The sequence below is a fragment of the Oryzicola mucosus genome, assembly GCF_014534685.1.
Taxonomy (GTDB): Bacteria; Pseudomonadota; Alphaproteobacteria; order Rhizobiales; family Rhizobiaceae; genus Oryzicola; species Oryzicola mucosus.
Genome location: NZ_JACVVX010000006.1, coordinates 178,656 through 197,118 on the forward strand (window position 1 = coordinate 178,656; position 18,463 = coordinate 197,118).

21 protein-coding genes and 2 tRNA genes are annotated in these 18,463 nt (G+C 59.4%); 7 read left to right on the top strand and 16 right to left on the bottom strand.

Annotation, left to right across the window (positions count from 1 at the left end; translation table 11 throughout):
• Window positions 1-45: 45 nt before the first annotated feature.
• The gene (locus ICI42_RS18590; protein WP_188166102.1) at window positions 46-312 is read right to left on the bottom strand and encodes a hypothetical protein; all 267 of its coding nucleotides are present in this window, start codon (window positions 310-312) and stop codon (window positions 46-48) included.
• Between the two features lie 74 nt (window positions 313-386).
• On the opposite strand from ICI42_RS18590, the gene ICI42_RS18595 reads away from it, so the two are divergent.
• Window positions 387-710 carry a hypothetical protein gene (locus tag ICI42_RS18595; RefSeq protein ID WP_188166103.1) on the top strand — a complete coding sequence of 108 codons (324 nt, stop codon included), beginning with the start codon at window positions 387-389 and terminating at the stop codon, window positions 708-710.
• 6 nt (window positions 711-716) lie between these two features.
• On the opposite strand, the gene ICI42_RS18600 is transcribed toward ICI42_RS18595, so the two are convergent.
• Window positions 717-1,145: a hypothetical protein gene (locus tag ICI42_RS18600; protein WP_330999196.1), complete on the bottom strand. Its 429-nt coding sequence runs from the start codon at window positions 1,143-1,145 to the stop codon at window positions 717-719.
• 415 nt (window positions 1,146-1,560) lie between these two features.
• A tRNA-Asp gene (locus ICI42_RS18605) sits at window positions 1,561-1,637 on the bottom strand.
• A gap of 210 nt (window positions 1,638-1,847) precedes the next feature.
• On the opposite strand from ICI42_RS18605, the gene ICI42_RS18610 reads away from it, so the two are divergent.
• A tRNA-Val gene (locus tag ICI42_RS18610) sits at window positions 1,848-1,923 on the top strand.
• Window positions 1,924-2,005: 82 nt separating this feature from the next.
• Complete coding sequence (locus tag ICI42_RS18615; protein ID WP_188166104.1) at window positions 2,006-2,878, top strand: glycosyltransferase family 2 protein; 873 nt, start codon at window positions 2,006-2,008, stop codon at window positions 2,876-2,878.
• A gap of 72 nt (window positions 2,879-2,950) precedes the next feature.
• On the opposite strand, the gene ICI42_RS18620 is transcribed toward ICI42_RS18615, so the two are convergent.
• From ICI42_RS18620 to ICI42_RS18640, 5 genes are all read right to left on the bottom strand, one after another.
• A complete protein-coding gene (locus tag ICI42_RS18620) occupies window positions 2,951-3,223 on the bottom strand; it encodes an HU family DNA-binding protein (RefSeq protein ID WP_188166105.1) in 273 nt (90 codons plus the stop codon).
• A 195-nt stretch (window positions 3,224-3,418) separates the two neighbouring features.
• On the bottom strand, window positions 3,419-5,833 hold the full coding sequence (gene lon / locus ICI42_RS18625) for an endopeptidase La (RefSeq protein ID WP_188166106.1): 2,415 nt from the start codon (window positions 5,831-5,833) through the stop codon (window positions 3,419-3,421).
• A gap of 255 nt (window positions 5,834-6,088) precedes the next feature.
• Window positions 6,089-7,360, bottom strand: coding sequence for an ATP-dependent Clp protease ATP-binding subunit ClpX (gene clpX, locus ICI42_RS18630; protein WP_188166107.1), 1,272 nt, complete (start codon window positions 7,358-7,360; stop codon window positions 6,089-6,091).
• Between the two features lie 268 nt (window positions 7,361-7,628).
• Entirely contained in the window at window positions 7,629-8,261 is a 633-nt protein-coding gene (locus ICI42_RS18635; RefSeq protein ID WP_188166159.1) for an ATP-dependent Clp protease proteolytic subunit, read from the bottom strand.
• A 147-nt stretch (window positions 8,262-8,408) separates the two neighbouring features.
• Window positions 8,409-9,512 (bottom strand): NAD(P)/FAD-dependent oxidoreductase, encoded by a 1,104-nt coding sequence (locus ICI42_RS18640; RefSeq protein ID WP_188166108.1) that lies wholly within the window; start codon window positions 9,510-9,512, stop codon window positions 8,409-8,411.
• Window positions 9,513-9,613: 101 nt separating this feature from the next.
• Between ICI42_RS18640 and ICI42_RS18645 the strand changes: the two genes are divergently transcribed.
• Entirely contained in the window at window positions 9,614-10,867 is a 1,254-nt protein-coding gene (locus ICI42_RS18645; RefSeq protein WP_188166109.1) for a cytochrome P450, read from the top strand.
• A gap of 6 nt (window positions 10,868-10,873) precedes the next feature.
• Here ICI42_RS18645 and ICI42_RS18650 read toward each other — a convergent pair whose 3' ends face one another.
• The 4 genes from ICI42_RS18650 to ICI42_RS18665 form a co-directional block, all read right to left on the bottom strand.
• The gene (locus ICI42_RS18650; protein WP_188166110.1) at window positions 10,874-11,218 is read right to left on the bottom strand and encodes a cupin domain-containing protein; all 345 of its coding nucleotides are present in this window, start codon (window positions 11,216-11,218) and stop codon (window positions 10,874-10,876) included.
• An 11-nt stretch (window positions 11,219-11,229) separates the two neighbouring features.
• Window positions 11,230-12,513 carry an O-acetylhomoserine aminocarboxypropyltransferase gene (locus ICI42_RS18655; protein ID WP_188166111.1) on the bottom strand — a complete coding sequence of 428 codons (1,284 nt, stop codon included), beginning with the start codon at window positions 12,511-12,513 and terminating at the stop codon, window positions 11,230-11,232.
• A 149-nt stretch (window positions 12,514-12,662) separates the two neighbouring features.
• The gene (locus tag ICI42_RS18660) at window positions 12,663-13,184 is read right to left on the bottom strand and encodes a CoA-binding protein (RefSeq protein WP_188166112.1); all 522 of its coding nucleotides are present in this window, start codon (window positions 13,182-13,184) and stop codon (window positions 12,663-12,665) included.
• A 47-nt stretch (window positions 13,185-13,231) separates the two neighbouring features.
• Window positions 13,232-14,065 (bottom strand): enoyl-CoA hydratase, encoded by an 834-nt coding sequence (locus ICI42_RS18665; protein WP_188166113.1) that lies wholly within the window; start codon window positions 14,063-14,065, stop codon window positions 13,232-13,234.
• Window positions 14,066-14,230: 165 nt separating this feature from the next.
• Here ICI42_RS18665 and ICI42_RS18670 point away from each other — a divergent pair, with 165 nt between their 5' ends.
• Window positions 14,231-14,680 carry a PaaI family thioesterase gene (locus ICI42_RS18670; RefSeq protein ID WP_188166114.1) on the top strand — a complete coding sequence of 150 codons (450 nt, stop codon included), beginning with the start codon at window positions 14,231-14,233 and terminating at the stop codon, window positions 14,678-14,680.
• Window positions 14,681-14,683: 3 nt separating this feature from the next.
• On the opposite strand, the gene ICI42_RS18675 is transcribed toward ICI42_RS18670, so the two are convergent.
• Both ICI42_RS18675 and ICI42_RS18680 read right to left on the bottom strand, forming a co-directional pair.
• A complete protein-coding gene (locus ICI42_RS18675) occupies window positions 14,684-15,055 on the bottom strand; it encodes a helix-turn-helix domain-containing protein (protein ID WP_188166115.1) in 372 nt (123 codons plus the stop codon).
• Between the two features lie 10 nt (window positions 15,056-15,065).
• Window positions 15,066-15,335, bottom strand: coding sequence for a type II toxin-antitoxin system RelE family toxin (locus tag ICI42_RS18680; RefSeq protein ID WP_330999197.1), 270 nt, complete (start codon window positions 15,333-15,335; stop codon window positions 15,066-15,068).
• 266 nt (window positions 15,336-15,601) lie between these two features.
• Between ICI42_RS18680 and rplM the strand changes: the two genes are divergently transcribed.
• Both rplM and rpsI read left to right on the top strand, forming a co-directional pair.
• Window positions 15,602-16,066 carry a 50S ribosomal protein L13 gene (rplM, locus tag ICI42_RS18685; protein WP_188166116.1) on the top strand — a complete coding sequence of 155 codons (465 nt, stop codon included), beginning with the start codon at window positions 15,602-15,604 and terminating at the stop codon, window positions 16,064-16,066.
• Between the two features lies 1 nt (window position 16,067).
• The gene (gene rpsI, locus ICI42_RS18690; protein WP_188166117.1) at window positions 16,068-16,544 is read left to right on the top strand and encodes a 30S ribosomal protein S9; all 477 of its coding nucleotides are present in this window, start codon (window positions 16,068-16,070) and stop codon (window positions 16,542-16,544) included.
• Window positions 16,545-16,650: 106 nt separating this feature from the next.
• Here rpsI and ICI42_RS18695 read toward each other — a convergent pair whose 3' ends face one another.
• Complete coding sequence (locus ICI42_RS18695; protein WP_188166118.1) at window positions 16,651-17,403, bottom strand: ABC transporter ATP-binding protein; 753 nt, start codon at window positions 17,401-17,403, stop codon at window positions 16,651-16,653.
• Window positions 17,397-18,461, bottom strand: coding sequence for a FecCD family ABC transporter permease (locus tag ICI42_RS18700; protein ID WP_188166119.1), 1,065 nt, complete (start codon window positions 18,459-18,461; stop codon window positions 17,397-17,399). The genes ICI42_RS18695 and ICI42_RS18700 overlap by 7 nt, the downstream gene beginning before the upstream one ends.
• Between the last annotated feature and the right edge of the window lie 2 nt (window positions 18,462-18,463).

Here is an 18,463-nt window from a genome sequence, read left to right on the forward strand (position 1 = left end):
AACAGGAACCTTTGTCCAATGCCGGCGTTTTGAATGCGAACAATTTCAGCATAGGAGAAAGAAATCATGCGCAGCATTATCCTCTGGATGCTTGGCATTCCTATTCCGATCATCATTCTCCTGTGGTTCTTCATGCGCTAAACGCATATTTTTAAGAACATATTCGACACCGAGCCCTGCAGCCGAAAGCTGCGGGGTTTTTGGTATTCGCTCGGATGAAGGGTAGCTGGTGGCATTCAACATAATGGGATCGTAAGGTTGAACCTGGGTTGGGCGATATCGATTGATCAAGGCGGCGGCTTCGGTCGCCACTCCAGCATGGACCCGCCGGCGAACTGTGCTAGGTTACGGTCCACGGCGCACCCATATGACCGGGACTTTCTTGCATGAAAAAACTCGTCCTGCTGCTGGCAGCCTCGCTTTCGGCCTGCACCACCTATTCGCAAGGTGTGGACAGTGAGGTCTACTCGTCGCGGCCCTACGACCTTGCGCCCTGCGCAGAGGTGGTCCGGGAACGCGACGCGCTTGCGGCTCAATATCCGAACCTGCCGCCGGACAGGACCGAGCGCCGTGCGCTGGGAGCCTTTGCGACGATTCCGGATTTCCGCAGCGCGCAGGAAAAAGAAATGCGCGCGATCAAGGGTAAGCTCAGCGCCATGGACCGCGCCATCGAACGGCGCGGCTGCCGAAACCCTAAAAATACCGGCTGACGGGTTCTACTGACCTGCTCCAACACCTTGCCCGCGGCTGTCACGGGCATAGACGACGCAGCCGTCGACAATGCTGCTGCATAAGGCATTGACGCTGCTTGGCTGGTTGTTGTCGCCGGCATAAGCGATCTTCACCACCTTGCCATCCTCGAACCGAATCTGTGCGTTGCAATAGCCGCCCGGCGCGAGATTTGCCGAACCCCCAACGGAGGGAAACAGCCCTGCGGCACCCGTCGGCATAACGAGGTTGATATTGCCTCTGGGCTTGGCGCGCTCATAGCTCCAGATTTGCCCGCCGTCGCTCGTCGTGGCCGTTCGGGTCGGAAAACCCGCGCACATGCGGACGTCATCGCCATTCAGCCCAAGCATCTCTGTTCGCGCCGCCCGCACGACCGGTTCCTCACGCATAAAACGGGATGTGTCGTCGGGGACCACACATGAAGCCGCGAGAAGCGAAGCAAAACACGGGGCTGCCGCGAGCGATCGAGCTCGAAAAACCGTCATATCTCTCTGTAAGTTTGGACCAGCCTTAACCCGACATAAGAAAGGTCTGCTCGACGTCAACCCGTCCACCGCAGCCCAGCAACGGGCGCGATGGGTGAACAGCCCAGAAAAGCAGGCTTTGCGGGACTTCGATTTTTTCTCGATTTTTGTATGGCGATGGACTTCTACCACTCACCGCATCGAAGAAGCTGGTGAAGCTTCATATTCCTGTAGAGGCGGCCGTGCTCTGCCGCGCCAATGCTGGGCGACTTGAAATTCGGAAGAACATATAGGGACAAAAGTTTGAATTGCCGATCTGGCGTTCAAACTTTCCAGTTCACCAACAACACCTAAGTCGTTGAAAAACTGGCGCGAGTGACGGGGCTCGAACCCGCGACCTCCGGCGTGACAGGCCGGCACTCTAACCAACTGAGCTACACCCGCGCTTGTGACGAACTCGTGTTCCGCGTCCGTCGTGAGCGGTGAATTAAGGGGTTCGCCCCTGGGTGTCAAGCGACAAGGAGCGGGAATAGCATAAAGTTTTCAGGTATTTTTCCACAGCTGCGGTTTACGCCGACGAAGATCGCAAAGCGTCTGAAAAATGCGGATTTCGGCTTGCGAAGCAGGGTCTAACCGCTTAAACCTCGCGCCGGAGGGCGATTAGCTCAGTTGGTAGAGCGCCTCGTTTACACCGAGGATGTCGGCGGTTCGAGCCCGTCATCGCCCACCAGTTCAAGCGCTGGTTGGATCGAAAGCTGCGCCTCCTCAGCCGATGGCTTGGGCAACCCGCATGGCAATGTAGATTTCGAAACATGGAAATAGATGTCTGCGCTGTCGTTGTCACCTACAACCCATATCTGGACCATCTCGTCGAGCTTTTGTCACAGCTTCGAGAAAGCGCCGGGGCCGTCGTTATAATCAATAATGGTTTGCCGCTTACGGGTATCGCCACGGACATCGACAATCCCGACAATGTGGGACTTGCGACGGCGCTCAATCAGGGCATAGCCATCGCCAAGCAAGGTGGCTTCCGCTTTGTCGCCCTGTTCGACCAGGATAGCCGCCCAGCGCCGAATATGATTGCCATACTGCGCAAGGCCTTCATCGATTTGCAGCAGGCCGGCTGCAATACGGCCGCGGTCGGTCCGACCTATCTGGACCCCCGCACGCAAGAGATCATTCCCTTTGTCCGGTGGGGTTTTCCACGTCACCAGCGGGTGATCGGCCAGACAACTCCCCTGCGCGTGGACTTTCTCATCACCTCGGGCACCCTGATACCGCTGTCGGTCATCGAACAGATTGGTGAGATGGACGATGCGATGTTCATCGACAACATCGATATGGAGTGGTGCGCTCGGGCGATCGATGCGGGATATGCCCTCTTCGGCGTTCCGACCGCCAAAATGATTCACACAATCGGCGACTCCATCAGAACGATCAATCTGTTCGGTTTGCAAAGGCAGATCCAGGTGCACGCTCCGCTGCGCCTGTACTACATCATGCGGAACAGAATTCACCTCTATCGGCTGCGGCATGTCAGTTGGCGTTGGAAACTCAGTGACCTCATCAGGATAGTCTACAAATATGCCCTGTTCGCTTTCGTTATCCCGCCGCGGATCGAGAACGTCCGTTATATGACAAAAGGCATAGCCCATGGGATTTTGGGTAGGCGTGGCAAGCTTTAGAAACAGCTTGCCAAAAACAGAAAAGCCGGGCGATGCCCGGCCTTCCATATCGTAGCGTGGTCTTGGAACGTCTTAGTTGACGGCGTCTTTCAGGCCCTTGCCGGCGCTGAACTTCGGTACGGTGCGAGCGGGGATCTGGACTTCCGCTCCAGTCTGAGGGTTGCGACCGGTGGAAGCAGCGCGCTTGGAAACGCTGAAATTGCCGAAACCGACCAACCTTACGTCTCCACCCTGCTTCAGTTCTCCAGTGATCGCGGCAAACACCGCGTCGACCGCAGCCTGGGCATCGCCCTTAGAAAGCTTGGCTGCTTCGGCAACGGCGGAGACTAGTTCGTTCTTATTCATCAAACTTTCCTTCCATGACTAGACCGGAACTTCAGACTCATCCCGGTTGGGAACGGACTTTAGAAAGAACTGTTCCCGCAACCAAGCGCAAATCGCACATGAGAGGCCAAAAAACCCCGGAATTCCGGGGTTTTTCACATCAAAAAGCCGGGCACAAGGCCCGGCTTTCGTTTTTTCCGCGAAAGGCGCCTCGCCTCAGTGGGCAAAACCCTTTCCGGCATCCTCGGTGGCGTCGGCCGCAGTCGCAGGTACCGGCGTCGGCTCCACCCATTCAATCGGCTCAGGCATGCGAACCAAGGCATGCCGAAGCACCTCGCCGACACGGCTGACCGGGATGATCTCCATGCCGCTTTTCACATTGTCCGGAATGTCAGCCAAATCCTTGGCGTTCTCTTCCGGGATCAGCACCTTCTTGATGCCGCCGCGAAGCGCTGCAAGCAGTTTCTCCTTCAGACCCCCGATGGGCAGCACCCTGCCCCGCAGCGTGATCTCGCCGGTCATGGCGACATCCGCCCGGACCGGGATACCGGTGAGCACGGAGACGATGGCAGTCGCCATGGCCACGCCCGCCGACGGACCGTCCTTGGGCGTGGCGCCCTCGGGAACGTGCACGTGGATGTCGCGCCTGTCGAACAGCGGCGGCTCGATGCCGAAATCGATAGCTCGCGAGCGGACATAAGATGCGGCCGCCGAGATCGATTCCTTCATCACGTCCTTCAGATTGCCTGTCACCGTCATGCGGCCCTTGCCGGGCATCATCACGCCTTCGATCGTCAGAAGCTCGCCGCCGACTTCCGTCCAGGCAAGACCCGTGACCACGCCCACCTGATCGTCGGCTTCCACCTGACCGTACCGGAACCGCGGCACGCCCAGATAGTCCGGCAGGTTTTTCTCGATCACGTCGATCGACTTCTTGTCGGACCGAAGGATTTCGGTAACGACCTTGCGGCCGACCTTCATCAGCTCGCGTTCGAGGCTACGCACACCCGCCTCGCGGGTGTAGGTCTGGATGATCATGCGGATCGCATCCTCGGAGATCGAAAACTCCTGAGGCTGCAATGCGTGATCGCGAATGACCTTGGGCAGCAGGTGCCGCTTGGCGATTTCGACCTTCTCGTCTTCGGTGTAGCCGGCGATGCGGATGATCTCCATGCGGTCCATCAAGGGCGCAGGAACGTTCAGCGTATTCGCCGTTGTCACGAACATCACACTCGAAAGATCGTATTCGACCTCGAGATAGTGGTCCATGAACGTCGAGTTCTGTTCCGGATCGAGCACCTCCAGCAATGCCGACGACGGATCGCCGCGGAAGTCCTGGCCCATCTTGTCGATCTCGTCGAGAAGGAAGAGCGGGTTGGACTTCTTCGCCTTCTTCATCGACTGGATGACCTTGCCGGGCATCGAACCGATATAAGTGCGGCGGTGACCGCGGATTTCGGCCTCGTCACGTACGCCGCCAAGCGCCATGCGGATGTATTCGCGGCCGGTCGCCTTGGCGATCGATTTGGCGAGCGAAGTCTTGCCGACGCCGGGAGGGCCGACAAGGCACAGGATCGGACCCTTGAGCTTCTTCTGACGGCTCTGCACAGCCAGATATTCGACGATGCGGTCTTTGACCTTGTCGAGACCGTAATGCTCGGTATCGAGTACCGTTTCGGCGAAATTCAGGTCGGTCTTGACCTTGCTGTTCTTGCCCCACGGGATCGACAGGATCCAGTCGAGGTAGTTGCGAACCACCGTGGCTTCGGCGGACATGGGCGACATCGTCCGCAGCTTCTTGAGTTCGGCTTCCGCCTTTTCGCGGGCCTCCTTCGTGAGCTTGGTCTTCTTGATGCGCGCCTCGATTTCGGCGGCCTCGTCGCGGCCGTCCTCGCCTTCGCCGAGTTCCTTCTGGATCGCCTTCATCTGCTCGTTGAGGTAGTACTCGCGCTGGGTCTTTTCCATCTGCCGCTTGACGCGGCTACGGATGCGCTTCTCCACCTGCAGCACAGAGATTTCGGCTTCCATGAAGCCCATCGCCTTCTCAAGCCGCTCCTTGACTGACAGCGTACCGAGCATTTCCTGCTTCTCGGTGATTTTGATGGCGAGATGCGACGCGACCGTATCGGCAAGCTTGGAATAGTCGTCGATCTGGCTGGCGGCGCCAACCACCTCCGGCGAAATCTTCTTGTTCAGCTTCACGTAGTTTTCGAAGTCGGACACCACCGAGCGGGCAAGAGCCTCGACCTCGACCTCTTCTTCCTCAGGCTCGGCAAGCACGATCGCCTGCGCCTCGTGGAAATCGGAGCGTTCGGTGAAGGAAGCAATCTTGGCGCGCGCGGTCCCTTCGACCAGCACCTTCACCGTACCGTCCGGAAGCTTCAGAAGCTGCAGGACATTGGCGAGGGTACCGACGTCGTAGATCGCATCGGGTTCCGGATCGTCGTCAGCGGCATTGATCTGGGTGGCAAGGAGAATCTGCTTCTCCTGGCCCATCACCTCTTCCAGCGCCTTGATCGATTTTTCACGACCCACGAAGAGCGGCACGATCATGTGCGGAAACACGACGATGTCTCTCAGCGGGAGGACCGCAAAAACGCCGTCAACGGAAGAGCGGGCTAATTTGGCCATTGTCGAACCTTTCATGTCGCGACCGCACGCTGGCCAGCCGCGACTCTCATACTAGCGATCCCGAAGCCATCCGCCTACCCGCCCCGTTAGGCGGCATATGAGCACGGAAGGCTTATCGTGATCCATCAGGGAATAGTTGGAGGTTCGCCGGGTAAACATCAAGGGTTTCAACCAGAACCGCTGAATAATCAGGCATTTCATCCAACGAAAACGGCGCCTCGCGGGCGCCGTCGGTCGTAAGCTGCAAGGTAAACGTCAGGCGCTGACGTTGCCCTTCTTCTCCTCGCTCTCGGAGTAGATGTAGAGCGGGCGCGCATTGCCCGACACCACCTCTTCCGAGATGACCACTTCCTGCACGCCTTCCAGCGCCGGCAACTCGAACATGGTGTCGAGCAGGATCGATTCCAGGATCGACCGCAAACCGCGCGCGCCGGTCTTGCGCTCGATGGCGCGGCGGGCGACCGCCGACAAAGCGTTCTCGTGGAACGTCAGTTCGACATTTTCCATCTCGAACAGGCGCTGATACTGCTTCACCAAGGCGTTCTTCGGCTCCGTCAGAATCTGGATCAACGCAGGTTCATCCAGATCTTCCAGCGTCGCCAGGATCGGCAGACGGCCGACGAATTCGGGGATCAGGCCGAACTTCAGCAGATCCTCGGGCTCGACCTGACGGAACAATTCGCCGGTTCGACGATCCTCCGGAGAGGCCACATTGGCGCCGAAGCCGATCGAGGTCTTGCGGCCACGGTCGGAGATGATGCGATCGAGACCCGCGAAAGCGCCACCGCAGATGAACAGGATGTTCGCAGTATCGACCTGCAGGAACTCCTGCTGCGGATGCTTGCGGCCGCCCTGCGGCGGTACGGAAGCGACGGTGCCTTCCATGATCTTCAGGAGCGCCTGCTGGACGCCCTCGCCCGACACGTCACGCGTTATGGACGGGTTGTCCGACTTGCGGCTGATCTTGTCGATCTCATCGATGTAGACAATGCCGCGCTGAGCCCGCTCGACATTGTAGTCAGCCGACTGCAACAGCTTCAGGATGATGTTCTCGACATCCTCGCCGACATAGCCAGCTTCCGTCAGAGTCGTTGCATCCGACATGGTGAAGGGAACATCGATGATGCGGGCGAGCGTCTGCGCAAGAAGCGTCTTGCCGCAACCGGTCGGGCCGATCAGGAGGATGTTCGACTTCGCCAATTCGACGTCGTTGCTTTTGCTCGCATGCGCCAGCCGCTTGTAGTGGTTGTGCACGGCGACCGAGAGCACACGCTTTGCGTAGGGCTGGCCGATCACGTAATCGTCCAAAACCTTCAGAATTTCCTGCGGGGTCGGAACACCCTCGCGGGACTTCACCATCGAGGTTTTGTTCTCCTCGCGGATGATGTCCATGCAGAGCTCAACGCACTCGTCGCAAATGAAGACGGTGGGGCCAGCGATGAGTTTGCGGACCTCGTGCTGGCTCTTGCCGCAGAACGAGCAATAGAGCGTGTTCTTGGAGTCGCCGCCGTTGCTGACCTTGCTCATAATGTCCAAGTCCTTTCAGTTCAGCCTGGCCGCTTGCCTGGCCTGATGAACCCCGTCGGCGACATGCCTTGATGATCGTTCCGTTCGCTGCTGCCGTCTGACTCAGCCGAAGGCCACAGCATCTCATCGCGAGCTAAGCCGCCGAAGCTCAACATTGACTTAACGTAGGCGCTCACATCCGTCGAGGAAACAGCAAATTGTGACGGAAATGCCGCAGGGCACGTCAAAAATGCGTCATATCCAAGAACGGATGCGAAGGGGCCCGGGTTCACTGCGATACCGCACCCTCGATCGCTTCGCGCGAACTGATAACCTTGTCGATAAGGCCAAAATCCTTAGCCTCGTCGGCAGTCAGGAAATGATCGCGGTCGAGCGTGCGTTCGATCTCTTCGTAAGCTTTGCCGGTGTGTTTCACATACACCTCGTTCAAGCGACGCTTGAGCTTGATGATGTCCTGCGCATGGCGTTCGATATCGGACGCCTGGCCGGAAAAACCGCCGGAAGGCTGGTGAACCATGATGCGGGCGTTGGGCGTGGCGAATCGCATGTCCTTGTGGCCGGCACAGAGCAGCAGGGAGCCCATCGAGGCCGCCTGGCCGATGCAAAGCGTCGACACCGCCGGCTTGATGAACTGCATGGTATCATAGATCGCCATGCCGGAGGTCACCACGCCACCGGGCGAATTGATGTAAAGGCTGATTTCCTTCTTCGAGTTTTCCGCCTCGAGGAACAGAAGCTGCGCGCAGACGAGCGTGGCCATACCGTCTTCCACCGGTCCGGTAATGAAGATGATTCGTTCCTTCAGGAGACGCGAAAAGATGTCATAAGCCCGCTCGCCGCGGTTGGTCTGCTCGACCACCATCGGAACGAGGTTCATGTAGGTTTCGACGGGGTTCTTCATCATGATCCCTTTTTGATGATGGGACTTCTGCGCCGGTCGGGCAGAATCAGGTCTCGGATTGTTACGACTGTAAATAGGATGCGTGGTCGCGCTTGTGCAAGAGTGCGGTGAGGGCTGCTGTCATTAAGCCTTCATTCTCAGCACCAATCATGCCACCTCGGCCTTGAGCCAGGCCTTGAGACCCTCGACATCGCCGTCACCCACCGCTTCAGCGACCCTGCGACCGACAGCAGCGCCAAACTTATAGCCATGGCCGGAACAGGCAGACACCACCAGACAACGCCCTTCGTCATGAGCGAAGAAGGTCTCGTCGGCAGTAAAGGTGTAGGCGCATGTCACGACTTCGGTGATGCGGTATTCCTCGATCCGTGCAATCGGCGGCGAAAACAGGTTGCGGATGGCCTCGCCCTCGCCTTCTACCGGCTCGCGGTTCCAGTCGGCATCGCTGGTACGCACCTTGTGCAAGCCGGAGCCGAATTTCATCCCCGCGCCGCCCGATGGCGGAATCATGTAGCCGTCCGTCTTGCCGCCGACATCCAGAATGACCGGCGCTTTCTCCCACGCCGCCTTGAGATCGGCAGGCGGCTCCACATAGGCCAGCGCCGTCCGATAGGTCTTCAACTCTCCGTCCAGCATGGGAAACAGCTTGAGCACCCAGGCGCCTGCGGTGACGACGATCCGGTCGGCCCGCATGGTCTCGCCGCCTTCCAGATCAACAGTGCCTTCTCGCGAATCGATCGATTCGACTTTCGTGTTTTCGTAGACATTTGCGCCATGTGCTTTGAGCCAGGCGGCGAGGCCGGATGCGATCTTGCGGCAATGCAACGCCCCGCCATCGGATGAGTGGATGACATAGCGAAAGCTGTCCGGCGCCAGGAACGGCCAGCGAAGGATGGCCTCGTCCGGCGCAACGGTTTCAAACGGATAACCGCCAGCAACAAGCCCATCGCGGTATGCGTCGGTATCGTCTCCCTCTTCGCGCGAAATACAGATGAAGCCGCGTGGATCGAGATGGTTCTCGCCGAGATCCGCCCAGAGTTCATCCCACGCCGCATAGGCTTCAGTGATCAGACCTCCGTAGCCGGTGGCGGCTCCATAGGCGCGGCGGATTATGCGATGGTGATCCCCGGATGCCGCCATCGGATTGGGGATCGGCCCCTGCTCGACGATCGAGACGGAGTGACCGGCCTTGACCAGCGCCCAGGCGGTCGAAAGCCCGGCGATACCGGCTCCAACGACGATGATGTTCATGCGGGTCCCTCTCAAGCTTGACGCTGGATCAACCGATCCATCGGCTCTCCGCCAACATATGGTCTAGCCGGTCCGAGACAAGCCACGTTATGAAAACAAGCATGACCGAGAGCCTCCAACCACCCTATCTCCAGTTCGATCCAGCAACACGCTTCCTGCGCCTGAACCCGCATGAGCCGCGTTTCGTGCAGAACCCATACGAAGCCTATGCATGGATGCACGATCAAAGCTCCGCTTTCTTCTGGGAAGACTACGGCTTCTGGTGTTTCGGTGCTTACGACGACGTCAATCGCCTCCTGCGCGACCGGAGGCTCGGTCGTCAGAAGCCGGAGGGCGCGCCCGACAGCCAGGGCAATCTCGGCGACCGCGGCCACCTCACCGCCTTCGACGGCATCGAAGCCAATTCCATGCTGGAACTCGAGCCGCCGGTGCACACGCGGTTGCGAACCTTGGTCAACCGGGCGTTCGTTTCGCGCCAGGTGGAACGGCTGCGGCCGCGCGCCGCGGGCCTGGCCAACGAACTGGTGTGTGGATTTGAAAAGGACCGGCAAGTCGACCTGATCCGGGCCTATGCCGCGCCGCTGCCGATCACCATCATTGCCGAGATGCTGGGCGTACCGACCTCCATGGGTCCGCAGCTGCTTGCCTGGTCCAACACCATGGTGGCGATGTACATGCATGGCCGCACGCGCCAGACCGAGGAAGCGGCGAACCGGGCGTCGCATGACTTCGCGGATTTTCTTCGCGGTTATGTTGCGGAACGGCGCAGGAATCCCGGCGACGATCTGCTCTCGCTGCTCATCTCCGCGCAGGAGGATGGCGAGAGGCTCAGCGAGGACGAACTGATCTCATCGGTGATCCTGCTGTTGAATGCCGGCCACGAAGCTACCGTGCATCAGACCGGCAACGCGGTTCGTTCGATTCTGGCGCAGGGCGGCGACCCGCGCCGGTTCTTCACCTCACCCGAAGCGACCGCTGCCACAGTCGAAGAATGCCTGCGCTTCGACGCGCCGCTGCATATGTTTACGCGCTATGCCTATGGCGAGACCGAGCTTGCGGACGGGATCACAATCCAGGCTGGCCAGCAGATCGGCCTTTTGCTGGGCATGGCGAACAGGGACCCCAACAGTTTTTCCGAACCGGACAGCTTCCTGCCCGGCCGCACCGACCAGAAGAACGTGTCTTTCGGCGCAGGCATCCATTTCTGCATCGGCGCACCGCTGGCGCGGATCGAATTGCAAGCCTCACTGAAAACGCTGTTCGACCGGTTGCCAGAGTTAACGTTGGCCCAAGAACCACGCTTGCGCGACAGCTACCACTTTCACGGGCTGGAGCGTCTGACTGTTCAGTGGTGATCCGGCTCACAGCCGGATCACATACTCCTTGCGAGTCGTTTCAAGCACTTCCCAGCTTCCCTTGAAGCCTGGTCTGAGCACGAAACTGTCGCCCGCGCGCACTGTTCGCGCCTCTCCGCCGTCCTCGGTGAGGATGGAGACGCCGGAAAGGATGTGGCAGAACTCCCATTCGTCATAGACGATGCGCCATTTGCCCGGCGTGGCTTCCCAGATGCCGGCATAGACCCCGCCGTCGGCTTCCTCCACGTTCCAGGTTCGGAATTTCGGGTCGCCGGCAAGCACCCGGTCGGGCGCCGGGGCGCCCTGCTCTGGTTCAGCACCGGATATGTCGATGGTCAGGAATAACGGCACCCCTGGCCCTCCTATGCCTTGGCCAGGGCTTGTTCGAGATCGGCGATGATGTCCTGCACATCCTCAATGCCAACCGACAGGCGCACCACATCCGGTCCCGCTCCAGCCGCGACCTGCTGTTCGGGCGAAAGCTGGCGATGCGTGGTCGACGAGGGATGGATGACCAGCGACTTGGTGTCGCCGACATTGGCGAGATGCGAAAACAGTTCAAGCGCCTCAACGAACTTCACGCCCGCCTCGTAACCGTCCTTCAGCCCGAAGGTGAAAACGGCACCGGCGCCCTGCGGCGCGTATTTCTGCTGCAGCGCGTGATTCGGGTCGCTCGGCAGGCCAGCATAGGAAACCCACGCGACCTTCGGGTGCTTGGAGAGCCATTCGGCCACCGCCAGCGCATTGTCGCTGTGGCGCTGCATGCGCAGCGGCAGAGTTTCCAGGCCCGTTAGAATCAGGAAGGCGTTGAACGGTGAGATCGCCGGACCGAAATCACGCAGGCCCAGCACGCGGGCCGCGATGGCGAAGGCGAAATTGCCGAACGTCTCATGCAGCACCAGCCCGCCATATTCCGGCCGCGGCTGTGACAGCATCGGATAGTTGCCGGACTTCGACCAATCGAAGGTGCCGCCATCAACGATCACACCGCCGACGGAATTGCCGTGGCCGCCGATGAACTTGGTCAGCGAGTGGACGACGATATCGGCGCCATGCTCGATGGGGCGCAGGAGGTAAGGCGACGCCAGCGTGTTGTCGACGATCAGCGGCAGCCCGTGCCTGCGGGCGATTTCAGCGATCTTTTCGATATCGACGAAGGTGCCGCCGGGATTGGCGAGACTTTCCACGAAGATCGCGCGTGTCCGGTCATCGATCTGGCTCTCCCAGGTCGAAAGCTCGTTGGTGTCGGCCCAGCGCACTTCCCAGCCGAAATTCTTGAAGGCATGGCCGAACTGGTTGATGGAGCCGCCATAAAGGCGCTTGGCGGCCAGGAAATTGTCGCCGGGCGTTAGCAGATTGTGGAAGACCAGAAGCTGGGCAGCGTGACCGGAGGCTGTGGCAAGCGCCGCCGTACCGCCCTCAAGTGCGGCCACACGCTCTTCGAGCACCGCCTGGGTCGGGTTCATGATGCGTGTGTAGATGTTGCCGAAAGCCTTCAGCCCGAACAGCGAAGCGGCGTGATCGGCGTCGTCGAAGACATAGGACGTCGTCTGGTAGATCGGCGTGGCGCGAGCGCCGGTTGCCGGATCGGGTTTGGCGCCGGCATGAACCGCCAAAGTGTTGAAGCCGGGGGCGCGTTGGGACATTGGATTCCTCCCTCAAAAGATCTGTATCGGTCGGCAGCATTCTTGGCCCGGGTCCCGCCCAATTGCAAAGTAGAATATTTCTACATTTTGCCCTTCAAGGCGCGAATCGGAATGGTTTCGCACAATTTTAGAAATGAAATTTCCAACCGTTATTTCTGGCGTACGCCAAAACTCTGGAAGCCACCGCGCATAATCGGCTTCTTCGATGAAATCATGCCGGAGTTGACGCCATTCCAACCGATCTCTCCGGCAAGCCGGGCATATTCGATCTTGGGACAGCGGTTCATGACGACTTGCACGCCCGCGGCTTCGGCCTGCGCGGCGGCGGCGTCATTGCGGATTCCCAGTTGCATCCAAATGACTTTCGGCAATGGATCGAGGGCGAGCGCCTCTTCCACGATCGCAGGCACCGCCTCGGAAGCGCGGAAGATGTCGACCATATCGATGGCAACGGGGATGTCCCCTAGTTTCGCATAGGTCATGCGACCGAGGATGTCCTTGCCGGCATGGCCCGGATTGACCGGATAGACCTCATAGCCCTTGTCGATCAGATATTTGGTCACGAAGAAACTCGGCCGAACCTCGTTGCCGGAAGCGCCCACGATCGCGACGGTGCGGACCCCGTTCAGAATGGCCGAGATGTAGGTGTGATCGTAGCTGTCGTGGTTCACAGTGGTCCTTGAAGTGTTAGGCGCTCCGGTGAATTTCAGCGCAGGCGTTATTCGCCTGTCCACTCAGGTGCGCGCTTTTCGATAAACGCTCCGATGCCTTCTTCAGCATCTTTGGCCATCATGTTCTCTACCATGACGCGCGCGGTGTGCTCATAGGCATCCGCCAGGTTCATTTCGGCCTGTTGATAGAACGCTTCCTTGCCAATCTTGAGCGTCAAAGGCGATTTGGAAGCAATGGTTTGCGCGTATTTTCCGACAATCTGATTCAGATATTCGCGGGGGACGACCCGGTTTACAAGGCCGAATTCACGCGCTGTGGAGGCGTCGATGGTCTCGCCGGTCAGCAGCATCTCCATCGCCTGCTTGCGCGAGACATTGCGCGACAAAGCCACCATCGGCGTCGAGCAGAACAGACCGATGTTAACCCCCGGCGTGCAAAAGCCCGACTGGTCCGTGCAGACGGCCAGGTCGCAGCTTGCGACCAGTTGCAGGCCAGCCGCAGTCGCCAGCCCATCAACGGCGGCGATGACCGGCTTGGGATGGCGAACGATGGTTTGCATCAGTTCGGAACAGCGCTGCATCGTGACTTCGAAAAACGCCCTTCCCCGATCTTCATCGCCACGGCGGCCAGTCAGTTCCTTGAGATCGTGCCCCGCGCAGAACACCTTGCCGGACGCCGCGAGAATAATTACCCGCACAGCCTTGTCGTCGCGCGCAGCATCGAATGCGGCTTGAAGAGCCTCCATCATCGCCAGAGACAGCGCGTTTGCGGGAGGGTTGGCCATGGTGATTCGAAGGACGCCGTTCTCCAGACTGCGCACGATCGGTCCTGCCTCTACCTCGCCGGACACGGCGCGTTTGATGGAAACGACATCGGCCATAGTGTTCTCCCGCCAGATCCTCGCTGACGCGCGATGATCTCTTTTCACGAGAGAACTAGCATGGCCCGCCTTGAAGGACAGCCCGCAAATGTGTCTTCTCTCCGTTGACGAAATGCCACCGCGAAAAGTTACCGGCGGGCAAGCCGGGCGAGGAGGATATGCCGCATGCCATCTCAGGCCGATCTAACGCCCGTTATGGGAATCGAGGATATCAACGCGTTCATCGCGTCGGTTTACCCGCAACTCAATGACATGTCCGAATCCTACGTCACCATCGCAATCGTCCCGGGTGGCTGCACGGTTCGGCTGAATGCGGACGAGCGGCATCTGCGTCCGGGCGGTACGGTCTCCGGCCCTTCCCTGTTCACGCTGGCTGATATAGGCGGCTATGTCTGCGTGCTCTCCCACGCCGGTCCCGATGCACTATCGGTCACCACCAATCTCACCATCAACTTCATGCGCAAGGCCGAGGCCGGGCCGATCGACGCGCATTGCCGTATCCTGAAGCTAGGTCGCAGCCTGATGGTTTTCGACTGCGATATCGTCGCCGGTCCTGACAGGCAGACGGTGGCGCACGCCACGGGCACATATTCCATCCCGCCGAAGCGAACATGATTCTTAGATCAGGTCATCCACCGATACGTTCAACGCGTCGGCAATCTTTTTCATCGTGCCGACAGTACCGTCCCTTTTTCCCGTCTCGATCTGCGAAAGATAAGCCTGAGTGATGCCAGACATTTCGGCAAGACTCTTGGCAGATAAGCCTCTGTGGTCGCGCCACGCGACAACCTTATTTTCGCCGGCCAGAATCCGCTCGACAAACTCCGAAGGCAGCAACTCCTCATCGCCGGCCGCAAGACGCATCTCAAAATTGCGTATTTCTGCACTGGCGGTTGCCTCTTCGGCTGCCTCCAAAAGACGCTCGTATTCTTCCTCAGGCATCACAATCAAGCGTTCACCGCTCGATGTCGTCAGGGTCTGAACGCCCATAGTCAACCTCTCAACCGTAAATGCTTCCGCGGGGGCCGACGCTGATAATGGCGACAACCGTTCCATCTTCTCGAAAAATCACCCGCCAATCGCCGACCCGAAGGCGCATATATCCTTCATAACCTTTGAGACGTTTTACATTGTTGGCCTGTGACACTGGATCTAGCGCATATTGCTCGATTTTATTTCGTATCAGGCTGGCAGTGTTCGTAGGCATCCTCGTCAGCGGCTTAAGAGCTTCACGGCTGTAGTGAATTTGCCTCATTACGATGATTAGCATTCTGCTAATTAGGCCGCAATACCCCCCGAGCCGACAAGAACTGTACGGTAAAATAGCACCACATATTCAAGCATTTGATTCTAATTGTTTTTCTTAGGTAATTGACGGGGTGACATGCTTGACGCCTCATCAGCCCCTCTTTATAAGCCACATCGAAGCGGCGATCTCGACAGAGGTCGCTGTTTTTTCATTGGCTCGGCCCGTAAGCCTGCCAATCAAGCAACAAGAAACGCCTTCTCAGAAGGTCCGAACAGAAAGCAGAAACCATGGCAACCTTTTCGCAGAAGCCTGCGGACGTGGTGAAGAAGTGGGTGCTGATCGACGCCGAGGGTCTCGTCGTTGGCCGTCTCGCCACGATCGTCGCCAACCGTCTTCGCGGCAAGCACAAAGCTACTTTCACGCCCCACGTCGATGACGGTGACAACGTCATTATCGTCAACGCCGACAAGGTCGTGTTCACCGGCAAGAAATACACCGACAAGATGTATTACTGGCACACCGGCCACCCCGGCGGCATCAAGGAGCGCACCGCGCGCCATCTGCTCGAAGGCCGCTTCCCCGAGCGCGTTCTCGAGAAGGCTGTCGAGCGCATGATCCCGCGCGGCCCGCTCGGCCGTCGCCAGATGAAGAATCTCCGCGTCTACGCGGGCACCGATCATCCGCATGTCGCTCAGCAGCCCGAGACGCTCGACGTCGGCGCGCTGAACAGCAAGAACAAGAAGGCTTCGTAACATGGCTGAGCTGAACTCGCTCGCAGATCTCGGAACCGTCGCTGCATCGTCGCAGCCGGCTGCTCCGGTCCACGTCCAGAAGCTCGACAAGTCGGGCCGCGCCTATGCTACCGGCAAGCGCAAGAACGCTATTGCGCGCGTTTGGGTCAAGCCGGGCACGGGCAAGATCATCGTCAACGACAAGGAATATGCAGCCTATTTCGCGCGTCCTGTCCTGCAGATGATCCTGAACCAGCCGATCGTCGCGGCAAACCGCGCCGGCCAGTATGATATCGTCGCCACCGTTGCCGGCGGCGGCCTCTCCGGCCAGGCCGGTGCCGTTCGTCACGGCATCTCCAAGGCGCTGACCTACTACGAGCCGACCCTGCGCGGCGTGCTCAAGAAGGGTGGCTTCCTGACCCGCGACAGCCGTGTCGTCGAGCGTAAGAAGTACGGTCGTGCGAAAGCCCGTCGTTCCTTCCAGTTCTCGAAGCGTTAAGCTTCCAGATCATACAATCGAAAAAAGCGGGCTTTCGGGCCCGCTTTTTTTGTTGGTCGTCGTTTGGAACGTGCAGCCGAAGGACGCGTCCTGACCGCCAGAACACTCAGATGGCGCGGTCGACGATCACCATGGGCCGCCCCAGCGAGCAGGTTTCGATCCGCGCAGCAACGCGATAGATGTCGCGCAGCATGCCATCGTTGATAACGCTTTTGGTCGGACCGCTGGCAACCATCACACCGTCGGCAATTACAATCGTATTCTGACAATAGCGCAGCGCGTGGTTGAGATCGTGCAACGCAATCAGCACGATCATGCCTTTGCGAACTGCGAGTTCGGAGACGAAGTCGAGCACGTCGATCTGCCGGTGAAGATCAAGCGCCGAAGTCGGCTCGTCCATCAACAGCACTTCGGGCTCGCGGACCAGTGCTTGGGCCAGCGAAACGAGCTGGCGTTGCCCGCCCGAAAGTTCTCCAAGCCCCTTGAACGCAAGGTCGCTTATCCTCAGCGATTTCAGGATCGCGTCGATGCTGCCCAGTTCGTCATCCGACACCCGCCAACCGCCGCCTTGCTTGGCCGAAAGCAGAACGGATTCATAGACCGTCAGCACCGCATTGGCGCCCGTGTCCTGGGGCATGTAGCAGATGGTTTTCTTGCCGCGATCGGTATCGGACAGTTGAACCACACCCGGCCCCGATATCAGCGAGGCAATGCGCTTGAAGAAGGTCGACTTGCCGGCGGCATTGGGACCGATCACCGCCGTGACGCTGCCGCTCTCCAACAGGTCGGTCGTGACGCCGGAAAGCACCGTGGTGCGGCCATAGGCTGCGCCCACATCTTGAAGCGCAAGCGCTACCATGCCCGCCTCCGGTTGCTGAAGATAAGAACAAAGAAGAACGGCACGCCGACAAGCGCGGTGATGACGCCGATCGGCAGGATGGCGCCGGGGATCAAAACCTTGCTGACGACCGACGTGACGGACAGCAGCAAGGCGCCGCAGATCACAGAGCCGGGCAGGAAGAAGCGCTGGTCCTCTCCGACCACCATGCGGGCGATATGCGGGCCGACAAGGCCGACGAACCCGATCGTGCCGACGAAGGATACCGGAATTGCAGCCAGCAGGCTAACCGTCATCATCGTCGTCAACCGCAGCCGACGGACATTCACGCCCATGCTGGCGGCCTTGTCGTCGCCCAGCCGCAGGGCGGTCAGAGCCCAGGCGTTGCGCATGAACAGCGGCACTGTGACGACGAGGATGGCGGCGGTGACGTAAACCTTCGCCCAGGTCGCCTTGGTCAGGCTGCCCATGGTCCAGAAGACGACGGCTGCCAGCGCCTGCTCGGAAGCGAGATATTCGAGCAGCGATAGCGCTGCGTTGAAGGTGAACACCAGCGCGATACCCAACAGGACGATGGTTTCGACGCTGACGCCGCGCATGGTGGAGGCGAAATGGATGAAAAGTGCCGCCGCCATTGCCATGACGAAGGCGTTGATGGGGACCATATATTGCACCGCGCCTGGGAAGAGCGCCACGCCGCCGACAAGCCCCAACGCGGCGCCGAAGGCGGCAGCTGCGGAGATACCGAGCGTGAAGGGACTGGCAAGCGGGTTCGACAGGATCGTCTGCATCTGGGCGCCGGCAACCGATAGCGAGGCGCCAACTGTGATCGCCATCAACGCGATCGGCATCCGGATATCCCAAATGACGACGCGGAGCTGGTTTGCGGCTGTGGCAGGATCGAAGATCGTGCTCAGCACCTGCGTCAGCGAATAATTCGCCGGCCCGAGCGCCATGTCGACGGACACGCTGACTGCGAGCGCAAACGCCAGAACAGACAGGATGACGATGCGCCTAAAGGCAAGGGCGCGATACTGATCGCGCCCCGTAGCCGTAGCCTCAACAGCCATATCGGTCATGG